Here is a 15603-nt window from a genome sequence, read left to right as displayed (position 1 = left end):
TTGTGACGAGGCCGATTTCGGGATCAGCAGTGAAAAGGCCAGAAACCCGATCACGACAGCGGCGCGCAGGCCCCAGTCAAGACCCTCCGACAGGCTGACGCCGCCAGTGCCCACGTTTTCCAGCGTGGTCCGAACCCGCTCCGGGTCATTGGAGAATTGATCGCGCAGAAACACGCTCGATTGCTGATAAAGCTCCCGCCGCAAGGGGGCAGTGGCAAGGTGAAGCCCAACCGCCAGCGCGATCGGCAGGAAGAACAGCAGCAGATGTCGAAAGACAAAACCCATCTTGCCCCCGGACCGCTCAGCCAAGCGCGTCAATTGCCGCCGCCAGCGTCATCACATCGGCCGCATAGAACCCGGCGGCATTGATGCAGTTCGTTTCCAGCAGTTTCAAGCCGCTTTCGGTGCGGCAGATATCCATGACATAGGCCGTCGCATAGCCCGGGTTCAGCCGCGCAAGTCCTTGGGCAAAGGCCAACGCATCCGCGTCGATCTCGGACCGATAGGTCACCCGGTCGCCTTCCTTGTAAAGCAAAAAGGTGACGACCTCGCCCGCGACGACCCAGATCCGCCATTCCGTCAAAATGCGCACCGGTTGCGTCAGCATCATCCGCGTCTCGGGGCGCAGCGAACCATGCGGGATCTCCTCGGGGTCAAGCGTCATCACCTTGCGGGCAATCTCGAGGATCTCGGACGCGGGGCGGACCTTGCCCGCCTGTTCCTTGCCATCCGCGACAGGGCGGATGAACCAGAGTCACCCATCGTCGTCCAACCCCTCCGCGATTTCGCGCATGGTGAAGAACTTCGCCCCCGGCCCGTTGAGCAGATGCGGGAGCCAGAGAGCTTCCTCGACGAAAGGGCGGATCGTGAAGACGCCCGGAGAGAGCCCCTTGGCCCTCGCATACCGCCAGAGCGTATAGGCGCCAAACATCACCACCGCCTGTGGATCGCGCACCTCGGGTTCGGGAATCAGATCGCCCACGAAGGGCATGACCTTGTGCCAGGAATAGGCTATCCCCAACCGGTCAAGCGCGTGAGCCAGTTTCTCCATGTCGTCGAAGTGCTGCAAGATCCACTGCATCGGGTTCGGGCCTCCGCGCTACAAAGGCAACGCGCAAGGCCCCGTTCGTAGCACCCGCAGCCCGCAGCGTCACGATCCCTTGGGAAAAGACCGAATCCGATCTGCGGCGGGATGGCACAAACCCGTTCGGGCGCCCGCAGACGGCTGAACCGCCCTTTCTGGAAAGCTCGCGAATGTCTGGTCTGGTGCTGCGGCGTCGCTGAAGATCGAGGCAACGACAAGCATATTGACGTCGACGGCATCGGTTGCGCACCGCCCCAATTCCAACGCCCGCAACCTTCGCATCTTGCCGCCCCGGGGCGTAGCGCGAACGGCGGCTATCGCCGGTTTCTGCGCTTGCAATGCCGCGACCTCACGGTCGGCAATCCGCCCTCTGCGACGGAGCTACGTCATGCGCTGCGCCGCAAACGAGGGTCCTGCCCGGCCATCTCGCTGCTGCGCCGTTGTCTGGCCGCTTCGAAGATGCGCGCCGAGCAGAGCGACCAGCAGAACAGGACCGAGTCTGACTTTTGGCCGACCCTTTGAAGGTAAGCCCCGTCCTCTCGCAGTGTATGGCACACACTGAGAAGGCGGCGCGCCCCCAATCCCGTCGCTTTCGGTCACGCTTGCGCAACAACCCACGGGTTGATGATCGTCGGGCCGCAGCCCTCGAAATCCTTGGTGTTGCGGGTCGCCACTGCGGCGCCGGTGGCCGCGGCGATGGCGGCGATCTGGCAATCGGCCTCGGCGATCGGACGTCCGACCGCGCGGCGGCTGGCGGCGATGCGCGCATAGGCGCGGGCGGCGGGGCTGTCGAAGGGCAGCACCCGGCCCGCGAAATCCTCGGCGATCATCGCATCGAGCGCCGCCTGAAGCCGGTCGCGGCGCTGACCTTCGGGCAGGATCGCGATACCCGTGCGCAACTCCGCCTCGGTCACCGCGGTGAGAAACAGATCCGCGGCATCGCGGGCCGCGAACCACGCGAGCACCTCGGGCGAAGGTTCCGCCCGCATCAGTTCAGAGATGACGTTGGTGTCGAGCAGGATCATCGGTCAGCCAAAATCCGGCAGGTCCCGCATCGAGCCGCGCGAGGGCGGCTCCAGATCGACCCCACCTAGCGCCGCGAAACGAGCGTGGATGGCCTGCCCCAGATTGCGCGGCGCCTCGGGCGCAGAAACGCTCAGGCGCAGGATGTCACGCACCTCTTCTTCCATAGAGCGCCCATGTTCGGCCGCACGCACCCGCAAGCGGCGCTTCACATCATCATCGAGATTGCGGATCGTAATGCTGGCCATCGGACCCTCCGGTTACGGTGCAAAGGTAAGCGATGATAGCATTGCAATCAAGACGATGCCTCACTTGGTCCCCTTGTCAAAACCGTTCCGATCTTCGATGCTAGACAGTGTTTCCGCCTGCGCCTCACTCAATTGCGCCCGCAGCCCCGAAACAAACGCGAGATCCTCCCGCAGCCGCTCCCGCTCCATCGCCAGAAATTTTTTCACCACCCGCGCGGCCATAGCCGCGATCTTTGTGATCAGCGGTAGCCCCGGTTTCAGCCGCGCGCCCAGTCGCTTGCGCTCCTCCACGTCCTGAGGCGCGTTTTCACCCCATTTCACCTTGTCCTCTTGTTCAGAGAACGCCAGAGCCCCAGAGCACACCGCCTCAAGCCCCTCGTCGATTGCAGCAACGACAACCGTCGCCGCGTCTGCCTGGCGCCGCGCCTCCGCCAAACGATTTTCCTCCACCTCCCGGTCGCTCACGACCGCCCGAAGCGTGTTTTTTTCTACCGTCATCCGGTCGGTTATGACCCCGACCTCCTGACGGACCAATGCCAGATTTTTTTGTTCCTTCACCACCAGAGCCTAGACCAACCCCAGTTTTTCTTCCTCCAACGCCAGCTCTGATCCCACCCGTTCCCGTTTCAGCTCCCAGCCCCGTTCTTCCTCCAACGCCCGTTCTTGAACCAACCTCAGTTTTTCGCGCAACTCCCGAGCCATTTGCTTCTTCTTCAAGGAATCACCCTCAGCCACCAGCGCCTCCGTCCGGGCCTTGTCTCGCGCTTTCTCCGCCTCCTCGTTCTCCTCTCGGACTCTGTCCCGACGCGCCACTTCTTCCCCAATCTCCGACCGCACCAGACGCAATTCCACGGTCGCCCTTTCAATTTCCTCAGCCACCTCCGCAGCCCTGTCCTGCCACGCCGCCACCTCTCCCCAAGTCTGCTGACATGCGTCCCGCGCCGCGTCGGCCTCGTCGCGCAGATGCGTGACCGTTTCGGTCAACGCCAGCTTGCCCCGCTCCAGCCGTTTCACGTCACGATCCGCCGCTTCTTTCCGAAGCCTCGCCTCCTTGATCGCCCGTTTGCGCGACTTCCGGATCGCCTTTTCGCCAAGGTCCCGCGCCTCATTGACTGCCTCTCGCGCTCCCTCTTGCGCGCCAGCAAGCACTTGCGCGGCCTCAGCCTGCGCGTCCGCCAGAAGCTTCGTCCGCCATTGTGAGGGCGGAACGTGCGTCCGCCTCTCCTGCGACTGTTGTCCCGCCGCTTTCGCCGCACGGGCAGCCTCGGCCCGGCGCTCCCCTCGCGTGATGCCAAGTGACGCGAAGGCTTCGCCCGCCAGATCCTGCGCCGTCTCGTACCGCGCGATCAACAGATTGGCCGAGGCCTGCAACAAGAGCTGCCGCCCGCTGTTTTTCGAGACCTTTTCGCGCCAGACTGCGACGACAAAATGGATGTGATACGCTTCTTCATCCGCGTGCCCCGAGGCATAGCGCAATTGCCCATCCGGAAAATTTTCCTGCAAGAATTCCATCGCGGCCGCCTTGAAATCCGAAACTTTCTGCATATCCCATTCCGCAATTCCGGCCCCACCAAACCAGGTTTTGTTGACCGTGATAATGCCCTCCCTGAGCGGCCCCACACTGCAGGCGTTCCACGGATCGGAAAGGCCAAGCCGTCTGAATTTTTCGGCGTCTTTTTTTCGAGATTTCGCCTCCAGTGCGCGGATTTTTTCCGCAAAATTTCCTTCTTGAGCCGCTCTGATTTCGGATTTGAGTTTCATGTCCCAATCCGGCTCCCCAAAAAATCTCTCGTTGAAACGCGTCGCTTCTGGATCAACATGTGACAGATCTCCGCCGGGCCGCCGATCATGCATCAGAATGCGCCAGATATCCCGTGGATGCAGCCCCTCAAGCCGAAAGACGATGGGAAACCTGTTTTCCGTAATAGGAAATACATTTTCAATTTTTTGCTGGACGGACATGGTTTCCTCGGGCATCTTGCTGTGAGGAAATTGTCCAACTTGCACCCGAAAATCGGCGAACCCTTTTTAATCAAAAGCTCGTGAATTTTTCACTCGTCGTACTCACTAGACATTTTGCAATCCGCTGGCGCAGATTTCAAAATACCCGTTCGCTCAGGGGATACCCCCGAGACCCCTTCTCGCACTCCCGGACAAGCCGGAAGTGCTGCGACCAGCATGCTGCTGGACCCGAGCTCATTTTTCCTGAATCGGGTATTTCTGTTTTCTTCGGATGTGCCTTTTTCCGGATTTTGGGGTGCCATTCTTTTCGCAGAGACGGCTTTGCCCCACCCTTGCCGCCCGCCTTGGCCTCGGGCAAAGTCGTTTGACCCGTTTTCCCGGACGCTCGACATGGCCCGCAAACCGACCCTCTCCCCCGATGCGCTTGAGGCGCTTGGCGCCGCGAAACTCGCCGCCCCCGTCTTCGATGAGGCGATCGCGAACGCGGCCTTCAAGCGCCGCGTCGCGGCGGCGCTGGCCGGGCAGTCCGGCCCCGAGGCCATCGCCAAGCTGATCGACCGCCGCCTTTCGGGCCTCGAACGCGCCCGCGCCTTCGTTGACTGGGAAAAGGCCAAGGCATTCCGCGACGATCTCGCCGCCCTTCTGGCCAGCATTCGCGATGAGCTTGCCCCCGCCGATCCCGCCCTCGGCACCGACCGGCTGTTGCGATTTCTCGCCACGCACAAATCCGTCTTCGAGCGGATCGACGATTCCTCGGGAGAGCTTCAGGACATCTAAGAAGACGGCATCGCCGCCCTTGGCCCGATCGCGGCCCGGCTTTCGCCTGACGTTTCTCGCCATTTGCCCGACCGGATCATGGACCGGCTGGGCGAGCTTGAGCACGGCTATCTGCCGCGCGTCGCCGATCAGGTGATCCCGCATCTGGCCCTCGACGTGCTTTCAGCCTGAGAGGAGGATCTGGCCCGCCGCTCGACTGAGCGCCATGCCGAGGAGGCGCCGCAACGCGCAACCGGCCGGTGGTTCTATTCGATGACCGATCAGTGGCGGCAGATCCGGCAGTCGATCGCGCGGGCCCGGGGCGATCTCGATCACCTCATCGCGCTGGAGGGCGAAAAATCCGAGCGCGGACAGGACGCGCTTGGCCTTGCCGAGACGTTGCGCGATGCCGGTCGGCTTTCCGAGGCGCTCGACTGGGTGCGCAAGGGCGGGCCGCGCGCGCATTCCACCTTGTGCGATTTTCTCGACGATGAAGACGAAAGCGACAGCCCCGCGGTGCGGCAGGCCCTGCTGGAGGCCGACATCCTGAAACGCCTTGATCGGCGCGAAGAAGCGCGCGGGATCCTCTGGGATCGGTTCCGCGACACCCTCGCGCCGCCGATCCTACGCGCCCATCTGCGGGCGCTGCCGGATTTCGAGGATGTCGCGGCCGAGGAACAGGCGATGGCGGTGGCGCTCGACCACCCCGTGCCGCTTACCGCGCTGCGGTTTTTCCTCGACTGGAAGCGGCGCGATCTGGCCGCCCGGGAGGTGATCGCGCATCGGGGCGCCTGGTCGGGGTCGGATTGGCACATCCTGCCGGCCATCGCCGAGGCGCTGGAGGCAGACCAGCCCCTCGCCGCGACACTGCTCTATAGGGTACTTCTCGACGACATCCTCGCCCGAGCCCGCTCGAAAGCCTATCCGCATGGGGCGAAATACCTGCAGATCCTCGACCGCCTTGGCCCGGCCAGCGATGCCGATCCCGCGCGGCCGCCGGAGATCGAGATACATGCGACCTATCGGACGGGGTTGAAGGCAAACCATGGCCGGAAATCCGGGTTCTGGGGTCTGGTCGAGGGACGCGTCACCCGCGAACCGGAGGTGAGTTTCATCGGTCGACGTCCGTTGTGGCGCGAGAGTTGAGGGGGAGAAGGTCAAACCAGGCAGGCCAATTGGAGAAAACGGCCACTCGCAAGGCGCGCAGGGAGCAGACGCTACGGTCGGGCCGTCGCGCCTCCCCCGGACGATGTATCCGGCCCTCTCCGGACATTCGTTCTGGGCGCAGCGTATTACCGGTCCCAGCCCATTTTGACTGCCACCCTGAGCCAGTGCCGGATGAGATCGACGGGTCGATCTACTGGAAGGAGTGCAATCCGGGCCGGTTGCTACTGGAAGGAGTGCAATCCGGGCCGGTTGACCGGCTATCCGCCCTGAACAATGCCGCCAATGGTCGACAGGACGCCTTGCGTGTCTTTGGCGACTGCCGCGACATGGCCTTCAGGGGTGTCTTCGACCGCGGCAAAGACCAGCGCCAGCCCCGGGCCGACGTCGCCGCGAGCGCGCGGCCATAACCTCAGGATCACGCTGCCATCCGGCGACAGGAGCGTCGCTTGCGCGGGTTCGGTGCCGAAGAATGCCGGGGGGACCGTGGCGGCAGGGGACGGGTGACCGACGAGGTCGGACCAGAGCGCCACGGCAACCGAGGAGAGGTTCGGCTCGGGTACAGTTGTCCAGCTGTGCTGTTCCAGCGCCGCCATCGCGCCGGATACCGTGGTGCCATCAAGGATCAGCGACACGGATGGCGAGGGGGTTCCGGCGATGTCCACGACCTGACTTGCGATCCGGGCGCCGGGCAGCGCCGACATCGGGCCGCGGGGCTGCGGCGGTTTCACGTCATGGACGCCAAACCAGCCCGCTCCGGCGAGGCACAGGACCATGGCCAGCGCCGCCGACGCGCGCCTTGGCTGGCCGGGCGCGACATGGCGCTGCAGACCTGAAGCCATCGTCAGCCCGATAACCAGCCAGATCGTCCCCACCACCCAGCCGTTCAAGACGTCTGACAGGTAGTGCTCCACGAGGTAGAGCCGGGTGAAGCCGATGCCCGCCGCCATGGCGACGCCGCTCACGATGGCTGTGGTGGAGCCGATGACCCTCTCGCGCCAGAGCACCACGGCCAGCGTACCGTAGAGGGCGACCGAGATCGCCGCGTGGCCCGAGGGGAAGCTGTTCGAGGTCTCCAGAACATAGGCCAGCGTCGGGCGGGCGCGGCCAAAGGCGATCTTCAACACGGTCACGTTCGCCGCGTTGCCGATCACCGCGACTGCCAGCCCGATGGCCGAGGCGCGGCGACCCCAGAGGGCAAGTGCCGCGACCGACCCAAAGGCCACCAGCGCTGCGACCGGGACGTGGCCGAGTTGCGTGATCCCCGTGGCGAGCGACAGCCCGCCCGGCGTCCAGTAGGCATGGGCGAGGTTGGCGATGCGTTGATCCAGGGCCTCGGCCCCGGGGACGAAGGCGAGGTCCAGCGCGCCGTCGACGAAGACCCCCACAAGATACAGGACCAGCGCCACAGTGGCGGTCAACAGCAGCCCGCGATCCGGGTGCAGCCGGTCTGCGAGGAAGGTTGCCGTCTGCGGGTGACGCGCGACAAAGGCCAGCGCGGGCGGCCAGATCAGCAACCGCTTGCGCAGCGCCGAGGCCCCGGAGCGCAGCGCGGGCAGGCCGCGTTTCAGGTGCCGGGTCACGACCCATGTCACCACGATCAGGGCGGCCAGCAGGGCAAGCGGCAGCGCGAGGCGCGGCAGGTAGGGGCCGACCCGCGCCATGATGTCCCCGGCGAGGTAGCCTATGGCGACATGGCCCGCGCCGTAGATCGTGCCGCTGGCGATGTTCCACCGGACGAAGCGCCTGCGCTCCATCCCCGCCAGCGCCGCCGCCAATGGGACGAACCCAGCCACCGGCCCGAAGAAGCGCCCGATCACCAGCGCCAGACCGCCGCGTCTGCGGGTCAGGTTATGCGCCTTGAGGAAGGCATTGGAGGTCGGCATCCGCAACCGCTCGCCCAGCCACCTGCCGCTGTGCCAGCTGATCTCGCCACCGAGGATCGCGCCGAGGGCAACGAACCAGGTCAGGTCGATGGCGCTGAGGTGTCCGAGCCGCGCCAGCGCCCCGCCCACGTCGACGATCAGCGTGCCGGGCACGATGATCGAGGTGAGCCACCAGCCTTCGAGCAGCGAGGCAAGGCCGATGATCCAGTAGGACCAGAAGCCTGCGGCATCGAGTGTGGGGAGGATCTGGGAGGTGAAGCTGGTCATGGTCTCGTCGGGTCGTCGGGCCTGAAGTCATGAGGGGCGGCGTTGACCGCGGCCCCGGATTGTTGCTGTAATCTTATCAGTCCTGCCGCTTCTGCATCACGGTCATTGCGGCGACGGTCACCGCGATGACGGCGAGGAAGCCCAGCGAGGTCTTGATGGTGCCGTAGCCCATGCCGCCGTAGTCCACCGGCTGCGACAGCAGGTCGCCAAACGACGCGCCGAGCGGACGGGTCAGGATGTAGACCAGCCAGAAGGCCAGGATGCCGTTGAGTCCGAGAAAGAAGTACCCCAGTGCCAGCGAGGCGATGACCGAGCCGAAGAGCACGCCGGATGCCAGGTAGCCAAGCGCGAAGTGTTCGGCGACGAGGTCACCTGCGGCGGTGCCAAGGGCAAAGGTGAACAGGATCGCCAGCCAGTAGAAGGCTTCGCGCAGCGGGTTGTCGACGTCGTGGATCGAGAGCGTGCCCTCCATCTTGTACCAGATGGCAAAGGTCGCGGCGAGCAGCGCACTGAAGCCCACCGTGCAGGTCACCAGGCTGACACCGAGGTTGTCGACGAGGTTGTCGGTCAAGAGCGTGCCGACGACCGAGATCAGCACCACGTTAAGCCAGTAGGTCCAGGGCACGTAGCGGTCGCGCGAGAATTGCAGCGCCAGCGTGCCGACGAGGATGGCGGTCATCATCATCGAGGTGGTGGATAGCCCCAGCCCGAGGTTGACGTTCAGGTAGTCGGCGGCGGTCTCGCCCATGGTCACGGCCATCAGCTTGATCAGCCAGAAGGCGGCGGTGACTTCGGGCACCTTGTTGAGCGGGTTGGTCTGCCGACCGTCAACAAGGTCGAAGCGGGCATCGAGAGAGGTCATTTGGTCACCTGAGCGGAAGCGGTTGCGGGGGTCAGCAGGGCGAGCGCCTGGGCGGAGAAATCATCGGCGCGGCGGTCGTCATCGGCGTTGCAGCGCTCAAGCGCCTTGGTTTGCAGGTCGGTGACCTGTTGGGCGGCGCCGGAGGCGCGACCGGCGGCGATGCCGTCGCGCAGGTCGGAGAGCATGACCTCGCAGGGCAGCGGGTGGCCCGCCGCGTCGGTCACGGCGATGCCGTGCTGGGTCTGGGCGGCGCCGCCTTCGGCGGCACCGAGCGACGGATCGGCCAGCGTTGCGGCGAGGTCGTTCAGCGCAGTGTCGACGCGGGCGGCGTCGGGCGCCTTGGCCCGCAGCGCGGAAAAGGCCGCATCGGCGCTGGCATCGACGTTGCCCCAGAGGACCGGGGCCTGCGCCCGCAGCGCCGTGGCCTGTTCGTCCCAGGCGGTTTCCAGGTCGGTGATGCGCGCCTCTGCGGCCTTGAGATCCCCCGACGCGGCGATCTTCTGCGTGTCGCTGACAATCGTGGCGAAGGCCGACATGTCGCCCAGCGACGCGGCGGGCGGCAGGGTCGCGGCCTGCACCGTGGTGTCGGCGGCCTTGGGGCCGATGACGTAATGTTCGACGCCGGAGAAGACGATGACCGGCACGGCGATCAGCGCGGTGGCAAGGAGGAGCTGTTTCATGGTGTGAGCCTCACCCGAAGAGTTTCGATGCGGTGGGTATTATCGCCGCAGATCTCCCCCGCCTGACGCCGAGGTTGGGAAAGCGTAATGTGACGGTCCGGGCGGTTACGGATAATCAATGTGTTCGTCAGGCGATGCCAATCCGCGGTTCACATCTCCTGTTCACGAGGCCACGGCATCCCGCCCGGCCCCACACAGGAGACTGACCATGAAACGCACCATCGCCCTCTCGCTGATCCCCGTCACCCTCGCCGCCGGTGTCGCCGGTGCCGCATGGGCCGGAACGAATGGCGCAGGCACCGAGATGTCGGACGCGCAGGAGGTGCAGGCCGCGATGCAGAGCGGCATGACGCTGACGCAGGCCGTGGACACGGCCCAGAAACAGACCGGCGGCACGGCGCTCTCGGCGGGCTGGGAGAACAACGACAACGGGTCCTGGGGCTACGAGGTCGAGATCGCCGATGCGGCCAGCACCATGCAGACCTGGTTCGTGAACCCCGCCGACGGCACCGTGACCAAGGTCATGGAGACGCAGGACGATCATGAACAGTCCGGCGCGCAGGACGAACAGGGCGAGAGCGGTGAGCAGGACGACAACGACTGAGGCCCGGACCGAGCCTGGACCTGACTGCGGACCTGACTCCGGGGCCCGTATCCGCTAAACCCTTCGGGCGGCAGGTCATCCCTGCCGCCCTCATGCCATTTCCCTACCCCTGAGGCCCCCGATGCATATCCTCGTGATCGAAGACGATCCCACCACCGGCGATTACATCGCCTCCGGCCTGCGCGCCGAGGGCCACGTGGTCGACCTGATCGACAATGGCCGCGACGGGCTAATGCAGGCGATGACCGGGGCCTATGACGTGATGGTGCTGGACCGCATGGTGCCCGACGTCGACGGCATGTCGATCCTGCGCACGCTGCGCGCGTCGCGGAACCCGACGCCGGTGATCCTGCTGACCGCGCTTGGCGGGGTGGAGGACCGCATCGACGGGCTGAACGCCGGGGCGGATGACTACCTGGTGAAGCCCTTCGCCTTTGGCGAACTCTCGGCGCGGCTGACCGCCCTGTCGCGCCGCCCGCCGCCCTCGGACGAACCCACGGTGCTGAAGGCGCGCGACCTGGAAATGAACCTGCTGACCCGCAAGGTCACCCGCGCCGGGCAGGTCATCGACCTGCAACCGCGCGAGTTTGCCCTGCTGGAGCATCTGTTGCGCCGCAAGGGGCGGGTGCAGACGCGGACCATGTTGCTGGAGGGCGTCTGGGACATCCACTTCGACCCGCAGACCAACGTGGTGGAAAGCCACATGAGTCGCCTTCGGACCAAGGTGGACAAGCCCTTTGACCATACCTTGATCGAGACGGTGCGCGGCTCGGGCTACCGGATCGCGGAATGAGGATGCGCTCGACGCCGCTGAAGCTCTCGGTGATCCTGATCGCCGTCTTCACCCTGTTCATCTCGGCCGGACTGGCCGTGGCCTACGGGCTGATGCATGGCGCGCTGAAATCCGACATCGACCTGCGCGCCGATCAGGTGATCGAGGACCTGCGAGCCATTCCCGAACCTGTCGAGCGCATCGAACGGGCGCGCGAGATCGTCTCGGCCTCGGATCCGCGCGCGCTGCTGCTGCGGCTGGAGCTGGGCGGCGAGACGTTGGCCAGCGTCGGGGCGCTGCCCGACGGCGTGATCGACAGCGAGGCCACCGGGTTGCCGGAACCGGTGGCGGACAGCTACCTCGTGCGCCACGCCGACCTTGCGCCCGGCGCGCTGACGGTGGCGGTGGGCCGCGACAGCATGGCGGAACTGCACGAGACCTTCATCGCCATCCTCGGATTTGCCCTGCTGCCCGCGCTGATGCTGACCTCGGCCATCGGCATCGTGGTAGTGCGGCGCACGGCGGCGCGGGTCGAGGCGATCCGGTCCACGCTGCACCGGCTGAGCCAGGGCTCGCTGGACGCCCGCGTGGGCAGCCCGCATCCCGACACCGACCTCGGCGACATCTCCCGCGATGTGGACCGCATGGCCGAGGCGCAGGAGGCGGCCACAGGCGCGCTGCGCCAGATCGGGGCGGATATCGCGCATGACCTGAAGACACCGATCCAGCGGGTCGCCGTGCGGCTGGAACGTCTTGCGGACACGGAACTGCCCGACGCGGCGCGCGCCTTGCTGGACCAGGCGCAGGAGGAGACGGAGCAGATCATTGCCACCTTTCAGTCGCTGTTGCAGATCGCCCAGCTGGAAGGTGGGCAGGGGCGCGACGGCTTTGCCCCCGTGGACATTGGCGCTCTGGTGGCCGACATGGCGGAGATCTACGAGACATCGGCGGAGGATGCCGGCGCGCGGCTGACCTGCATGGTGGCCGGACCGCTGCCCGTCGTCGGGGACCGGAACCTGCTGTCGCGGCTGATTGCGAACCTTCTGGAAAACGCGCTGCGCCATGCGCCGGGGACCGATATCCGGTTGTCGCTGACGGGGCGGGTGCTGACGGTGAGCGACGGCGGGCCGGGCATCCCGGAGGGGCAGCGTGAGGTGGTGCTGCGCCGCCTTGCACGGCTGGAGGCCAGCCGCTCGACCCCCGGGTCGGGGCTGGGCCTGGCCATGGTCAAGGCCATCGCCGACCTGCATGGCGCGCGGCTCACGCTGGGGGATGCGGCGCCCGGCCTGATGGTGACCGTCGACTTCCCCGCCTAGCGCCGCGCCCGTCGCGCTGCCTCGCGCCGGACCGCGAGGACGAGGACGGCGAGGCAGCCCACCAACAGCACCGCGCCGCCCACCAGCGACGGCAATCCCGCCCAAACCAGCATCGCAGCCACAGCGACCAGCGCCAGGATCGCGCCCGTCAGTCGGGCATCGGCGACGAACATGCTGGCCAGATCGGCCAGGACATCCTTGAGGATGCTCATGAGGTGACCTCCGTGGGGACAGGGCGGACCATGCGCGCGGCGCCCAGCCCGGTCAGCAGGAACAGCGCGGCGAAGACCAGCAGCGCCAGGTCGCCGCCGGGCCAGTCGATGCCCAGCCCTTCGCCGGTCCAGAACACGCCGAAGGCGGAGAGCATGACGCCGACGCCGAACTTCAGCGTGTTCTCGGGCACCCGGGTCAGCGGCCGGTGGGCCAGCGCGCCCGCGACCAGCACCAGCGCGCAGGCGGCCAGTGCACCGAGGCTCGCGGGCCCCAGCAGACCCTTGCCCGCGCCGACCGCAATCACGATGAACACGACCTCCAGCCCTTCGAGCAGCACCGCCTTGAAGGCGGCGATGCCCGCGATCCAGTCCTGCGCGGTCTTGCTGCGCGCCACCTCGGCGCCCAACTGCGCCGTCTCGCGGGCAAAGATCGCATCCTCGTCATGCAGGGGAATGACACCGGCGGTGCGCAGGGCGGCCTTGCGCAGCCAGCCGATACCGAAGAGCAGCAGCAGGACCCCGATGACCAGTTGCAGCGCTGCCAGCGGCACCAGCGCCAGCAGCGGCCCCAGCGTCACCACGATCAGCGCCAGCAGCGCCAGCGCCGCGCCGGTCCCGGCGACGGCAGGTTTCCAGCCGCGCAGGGTGGCGACGACCAGCACGATGGTAAAGGCCTCGACGACCTCGACCAGCGAGGCGAGGAAGGCCGCCCCCACGGCGGGTCCGGCGGTGGTCCAGTCAGGCATGGCAGCGCTCCCTCACAGCAGGCTGGTGGCAAGGCGGTCGAGGCGGTTGCCCTCGCGCCAGGTCATGCGGACCAGCAGCGCCGCGAGGGCGCCCGTGGCCGCGCCGCCCGACACGTCGCCCAGGTAATGGGTGCCGACATAGACGCGCGACAGGCTGACCAGCACCGCGACGGCCAGGAAGGCCAGCGCGCGGCGCGGCAGGGCCTGCAGGGCAAAGGAGACGGCGATGGCAAAGGCGGCGGTGGCATGATCCGACGGAAACGACCAATCGGCGCTGGGTGCGATCAGCAGCCGGGTGACGCCGGTCTCGTAGGGGCGCAGGCGGTGGATCTCCAGCAGGAGCGCCTGGTTGATCGCCAGTCCCAGCAGGAAGGCCAGTCCGGCGCAGAGCGCGGCGTGGCGCCGGTCGTCGCGGCCCCACCAGTGCAGGGCGACGATGGCCACCATCAGCGGTATCCCGGCCTGCGTCAGGGCGATCATCGCCCCGTCGACAAGCGGGACCTGCCCGGCCAGCGAGTTGATACAATGGGTGATCGCGGCGTCCATGGCCTGCCTTTCGGTTTCCGGCAAGAGGGCGTGCCTCGCTCCCGGCCCGGGTGAATCTGTATGCCCGGTTGCGGTATTTTGCATCCGCAAACCGGGCGGGATGCCGGACTTGTGTCCGGTCGGCGGGACGTGTCCGTGCCGTGGAAAAGGCCTGGCGGGTGAGTGTCCGCCGGGCGTCCTCCGGGAGGGGTGTCAGGTGCCGTCCTGCTTGGGTCAGTCGGCCTGCTCCGCGCCTCCCGGGCCCTTTTCCACCGTCGCGGTCACCGCCGCCATGCCATCGGCCTGGAGCGTCGCGGTAACATGCTTGCCCGCCATCGAGGTGACATAGATCGAGTTCGGATTGGCCCGCAGGTGGCCCGGCGCGGTGCCCTCGTCGATGTGGATGCGCGCCTCGCTGCCTGCGGGGATGGTCACGTCGGGGTGGAGGATGGTGGCCTCGGTCGCGCCGCTGTCATTGTCGGTGAAGGTGTAGAACAGCGTGTAGCCGGTCAGGTCGGTGGGGCCGTCGTTGAACACCTGGATCTCGAGGTGGTCGGGCGCGTCCTTGTGCGCCACCGGGTCGATGTTGTTCTCGACCAGCGTCTCGCCGATGCGATAGGTCGCCGCCGCGCCGTCCGCCACGATCGGGCTGGGCGCATTCACCGGGTCGCTGTCGGCGAGGTCGTTAGCGCCGTCGCCATCGGTGTCGGCGTTCATCGGGTCGGTGTGCAGCAAGGGTTCCGAGATGTCGGGGATGCCGTCGCCGTCGGTATCCGTGTCGGCGGCCAGCGCCGGGGAGAGCGTGCCGATCAGCAGCAGGGCGGCGAGGGTGGGGGTGAGCGTCTTTATGGTCTTCATAGTCGGGTCGCCGACCCGACGCTGACGAAGGAAGCGGCGCTGCTGAAAGCGGATGACCACGCTCAGGCGAAGCTGGCGGGCGTCACCCGCAAGTTCGACGCAACCGTAGCGCGCTTTGGTACGACCATCGCCAGCCTTGAGGCTGACCTGTCTGCATGAGATGCGCCGCACCCTTCTGGTCTGACGATGTGGTCAGGGTCAGGATGTGCGACGACTTCAAGCTGCCGCCCCGTGGGCGGCGACGGACACCCTAGCTGTAGAGCCAAAGGACGGCAGAGCTACAGCACGCGGACTTGCCACCCGCGCGAGGCACAGCGGTTCGTCCCTCGTTAATCCAACGACCGCAGCCGTCAGCGGACCTCCTTTGCCCCTCGCAACGGTAGGCGGCCTCGCAGCATGGGTTGCGGGGGCGCTTTCGTGAACGAATCCCGCTAGCTGCTGGTGCTGGCGCCCTGTGCCGCTAGCTGGGCGCTATATCGGGCCGCACAATAGCAAAACAGCCCCTCGGAGGAGCCGCTTAAATAGCTGTTATTGCTGATTTTTTTGGTTGCGGGGGTAGGATTTGAACCTACGACCTTCAGGTTATGAGCCTGACGAGCTACCGGGCTGCTCCACCCCGCGACTGTCTGCGCGTAGCG

At 66.3% G+C, this 15603-nt stretch carries 19 protein-coding genes, 1 tRNA gene and 1 pseudogene; 6 read left to right on the top strand and 15 right to left on the bottom strand.

What is annotated here, in order from left to right; genetic code table 11:
- From CRO22_RS17715 to CRO22_RS19085, 3 genes and pseudogenes are all read right to left on the bottom strand, one after another.
- Positions 1–285, bottom strand: a pseudogene (locus CRO22_RS17715) (hypothetical protein); the annotation flags it as partial.
- Positions 286–301: 16 nt separating this feature from the next.
- Entirely contained in the window at positions 302–745 is a 444-nt protein-coding gene (locus CRO22_RS19090; RefSeq protein WP_217991929.1) for an ATP-grasp domain-containing protein, read from the bottom strand.
- Positions 746–754: 9 nt separating this feature from the next.
- Positions 755–1081 carry a hypothetical protein gene (locus tag CRO22_RS19085; RefSeq protein WP_217991928.1) on the bottom strand — a complete coding sequence of 109 codons (327 nt, stop codon included), beginning with the start codon at positions 1079–1081 and terminating at the stop codon, positions 755–757.
- Between the two features lie 111 nt (positions 1082–1192).
- Here CRO22_RS19085 and CRO22_RS17705 point away from each other — a divergent pair, with 111 nt between their 5' ends.
- Positions 1193–1606, top strand: a complete 414-nt coding sequence (locus CRO22_RS17705) for a hypothetical protein (protein WP_097071478.1) — start codon at positions 1193–1195, stop codon at positions 1604–1606.
- 74 nt (positions 1607–1680) lie between these two features.
- On the opposite strand, the gene CRO22_RS17700 is transcribed toward CRO22_RS17705, so the two are convergent.
- The 4 genes from CRO22_RS17700 to CRO22_RS17685 are packed head-to-tail and all read right to left on the bottom strand — an operon-like array spanning position 1681 to position 4317.
- Positions 1681–2109: a type II toxin-antitoxin system VapC family toxin gene (locus tag CRO22_RS17700; RefSeq protein ID WP_097071477.1), complete on the bottom strand. Its 429-nt coding sequence runs from the start codon at positions 2107–2109 to the stop codon at positions 1681–1683.
- Positions 2110–2112: 3 nt separating this feature from the next.
- Positions 2113–2355 (bottom strand): FitA-like ribbon-helix-helix domain-containing protein, encoded by a 243-nt coding sequence (locus CRO22_RS17695; RefSeq protein WP_097071476.1) that lies wholly within the window; start codon positions 2353–2355, stop codon positions 2113–2115.
- Positions 2356–2415: 60 nt separating this feature from the next.
- Positions 2416–2913: a hypothetical protein gene (locus CRO22_RS17690; RefSeq protein ID WP_141399481.1), complete on the bottom strand. Its 498-nt coding sequence runs from the start codon at positions 2911–2913 to the stop codon at positions 2416–2418.
- A 9-nt stretch (positions 2914–2922) separates the two neighbouring features.
- On the bottom strand, positions 2923–4317 hold the full coding sequence (locus CRO22_RS17685; protein ID WP_176518695.1) for a plasmid recombination protein: 1395 nt from the start codon (positions 4315–4317) through the stop codon (positions 2923–2925).
- 390 nt (positions 4318–4707) lie between these two features.
- Between CRO22_RS17685 and CRO22_RS17680 the strand changes: the two genes are divergently transcribed.
- Both CRO22_RS17680 and CRO22_RS17675 read left to right on the top strand, forming a co-directional pair.
- Entirely contained in the window at positions 4708–5094 is a 387-nt protein-coding gene (locus tag CRO22_RS17680) for a DUF6880 family protein (RefSeq protein ID WP_097071473.1), read from the top strand.
- A 180-nt stretch (positions 5095–5274) separates the two neighbouring features.
- Entirely contained in the window at positions 5275–6219 is a 945-nt protein-coding gene (locus CRO22_RS17675; protein ID WP_342745187.1) for a DUF6880 family protein, read from the top strand.
- A 278-nt stretch (positions 6220–6497) separates the two neighbouring features.
- Here CRO22_RS17675 and CRO22_RS17670 read toward each other — a convergent pair whose 3' ends face one another.
- The 3 genes from CRO22_RS17670 to CRO22_RS18600 form a co-directional block, all read right to left on the bottom strand.
- The gene (locus CRO22_RS17670; RefSeq protein ID WP_097071471.1) at positions 6498–8390 is read right to left on the bottom strand and encodes a bifunctional DedA family/phosphatase PAP2 family protein; all 1893 of its coding nucleotides are present in this window, start codon (positions 8388–8390) and stop codon (positions 6498–6500) included.
- 76 nt (positions 8391–8466) lie between these two features.
- Positions 8467–9252, bottom strand: coding sequence for a COG4705 family protein (locus tag CRO22_RS17665; RefSeq protein WP_097071470.1), 786 nt, complete (start codon positions 9250–9252; stop codon positions 8467–8469).
- Complete coding sequence (locus CRO22_RS18600) at positions 9249–9932, bottom strand: hypothetical protein (RefSeq protein ID WP_102024766.1); 684 nt, start codon at positions 9930–9932, stop codon at positions 9249–9251. The genes CRO22_RS17665 and CRO22_RS18600 overlap by 4 nt, the downstream gene beginning before the upstream one ends.
- 208 nt (positions 9933–10140) lie before the next feature.
- Here CRO22_RS18600 and CRO22_RS17655 point away from each other — a divergent pair, with 208 nt between their 5' ends.
- The 3 genes from CRO22_RS17655 (at position 10141) to CRO22_RS17645 (ending at position 12624) form a co-directional block, all read left to right on the top strand.
- On the top strand, positions 10141–10536 hold the full coding sequence (locus CRO22_RS17655; protein WP_176518694.1) for a PepSY domain-containing protein: 396 nt from the start codon (positions 10141–10143) through the stop codon (positions 10534–10536).
- 121 nt (positions 10537–10657) lie between these two features.
- On the top strand, positions 10658–11329 hold the full coding sequence (locus CRO22_RS17650; RefSeq protein WP_097071468.1) for a response regulator: 672 nt from the start codon (positions 10658–10660) through the stop codon (positions 11327–11329).
- Positions 11326–12624 carry a sensor histidine kinase gene (locus tag CRO22_RS17645; RefSeq protein WP_097071467.1) on the top strand — a complete coding sequence of 433 codons (1299 nt, stop codon included), beginning with the start codon at positions 11326–11328 and terminating at the stop codon, positions 12622–12624. The genes CRO22_RS17650 and CRO22_RS17645 overlap by 4 nt, the downstream gene beginning before the upstream one ends.
- Here the strand turns inward: CRO22_RS17645 and CRO22_RS17640 are convergent.
- From CRO22_RS17640 to CRO22_RS17620, 5 genes are all read right to left on the bottom strand, one after another.
- A complete protein-coding gene (locus CRO22_RS17640) occupies positions 12621–12836 on the bottom strand; it encodes a hypothetical protein (RefSeq protein ID WP_097071466.1) in 216 nt (71 codons plus the stop codon). The genes CRO22_RS17645 and CRO22_RS17640 overlap by 4 nt on opposite strands.
- Positions 12833–13582: a COG4280 domain-containing protein gene (locus tag CRO22_RS17635; protein ID WP_097071465.1), complete on the bottom strand. Its 750-nt coding sequence runs from the start codon at positions 13580–13582 to the stop codon at positions 12833–12835. The genes CRO22_RS17640 and CRO22_RS17635 overlap by 4 nt, the downstream gene beginning before the upstream one ends.
- A 12-nt stretch (positions 13583–13594) precedes the next feature.
- Entirely contained in the window at positions 13595–14128 is a 534-nt protein-coding gene (locus CRO22_RS17630) for a phosphatase PAP2 family protein (protein WP_097071464.1), read from the bottom strand.
- A 213-nt stretch (positions 14129–14341) separates the two neighbouring features.
- A complete protein-coding gene (locus tag CRO22_RS17625; RefSeq protein WP_141399480.1) occupies positions 14342–15136 on the bottom strand; it encodes a hypothetical protein in 795 nt (264 codons plus the stop codon).
- A gap of 373 nt (positions 15137–15509) precedes the next feature.
- Positions 15510–15586: transfer RNA gene (locus CRO22_RS17620), tRNA-Met, on the bottom strand.
- Between the last annotated feature and the right edge of the window lie 17 nt (positions 15587–15603).

This window comes from Rhodobacter maris, assembly GCF_900217815.1.
In the GTDB taxonomy this organism is placed as follows: Bacteria; Pseudomonadota; Alphaproteobacteria; order Rhodobacterales; family Rhodobacteraceae; genus Rhodobacter; species Rhodobacter maris.
Note: the sequence above shows the minus strand (reverse complement) of the source record. Positions and strands in the feature narration are given on the sequence as shown.

Bases quoted from the DNA above. Each gene is read 5' to 3' on its own strand.
- CRO22_RS19085 (WP_217991928.1), bottom strand. From the start codon at position 1,081: ATGCAGTGGATCTTGCAGCACTTCGACGACATGGAGAAACTGGCTCAC.
- CRO22_RS17705 (WP_097071478.1), top strand. From the start codon at position 1,193: ATGGCACAAACCCGTTCGGGCGCCCGCAGACGGCTGAACCGCCCTTTC.
- CRO22_RS17700 (WP_097071477.1), bottom strand. From the start codon at position 2,109: ATGATCCTGCTCGACACCAACGTCATCTCTGAACTGATGCGGGCGGAA.
- CRO22_RS17695 (WP_097071476.1), bottom strand. From the start codon at position 2,355: ATGGCCAGCATTACGATCCGCAATCTCGATGATGATGTGAAGCGCCGC.
- CRO22_RS17685 (WP_176518695.1), bottom strand. From the start codon at position 4,317: ATGTCCGTCCAGCAAAAAATTGAAAATGTATTTCCTATTACGGAAAAC.
- CRO22_RS17680 (WP_097071473.1), top strand. From the start codon at position 4,708: ATGGCCCGCAAACCGACCCTCTCCCCCGATGCGCTTGAGGCGCTTGGC.
- CRO22_RS17670 (WP_097071471.1), bottom strand. From the start codon at position 8,390: ATGACCAGCTTCACCTCCCAGATCCTCCCCACACTCGATGCCGCAGGC.
- CRO22_RS17665 (WP_097071470.1), bottom strand. From the start codon at position 9,252: ATGACCTCTCTCGATGCCCGCTTCGACCTTGTTGACGGTCGGCAGACC.
- CRO22_RS18600 (WP_102024766.1), bottom strand. From the start codon at position 9,932: ATGAAACAGCTCCTCCTTGCCACCGCGCTGATCGCCGTGCCGGTCATC.
- CRO22_RS17655 (WP_176518694.1), top strand. From the start codon at position 10,141: ATGAAACGCACCATCGCCCTCTCGCTGATCCCCGTCACCCTCGCCGCC.
- CRO22_RS17650 (WP_097071468.1), top strand. From the start codon at position 10,658: ATGCATATCCTCGTGATCGAAGACGATCCCACCACCGGCGATTACATC.
- CRO22_RS17645 (WP_097071467.1), top strand. From the start codon at position 11,326: ATGAGGATGCGCTCGACGCCGCTGAAGCTCTCGGTGATCCTGATCGCC.
- CRO22_RS17640 (WP_097071466.1), bottom strand. From the start codon at position 12,836: ATGAGCATCCTCAAGGATGTCCTGGCCGATCTGGCCAGCATGTTCGTC.
- CRO22_RS17635 (WP_097071465.1), bottom strand. From the start codon at position 13,582: ATGCCTGACTGGACCACCGCCGGACCCGCCGTGGGGGCGGCCTTCCTC.
- CRO22_RS17630 (WP_097071464.1), bottom strand. From the start codon at position 14,128: ATGGACGCCGCGATCACCCATTGTATCAACTCGCTGGCCGGGCAGGTC.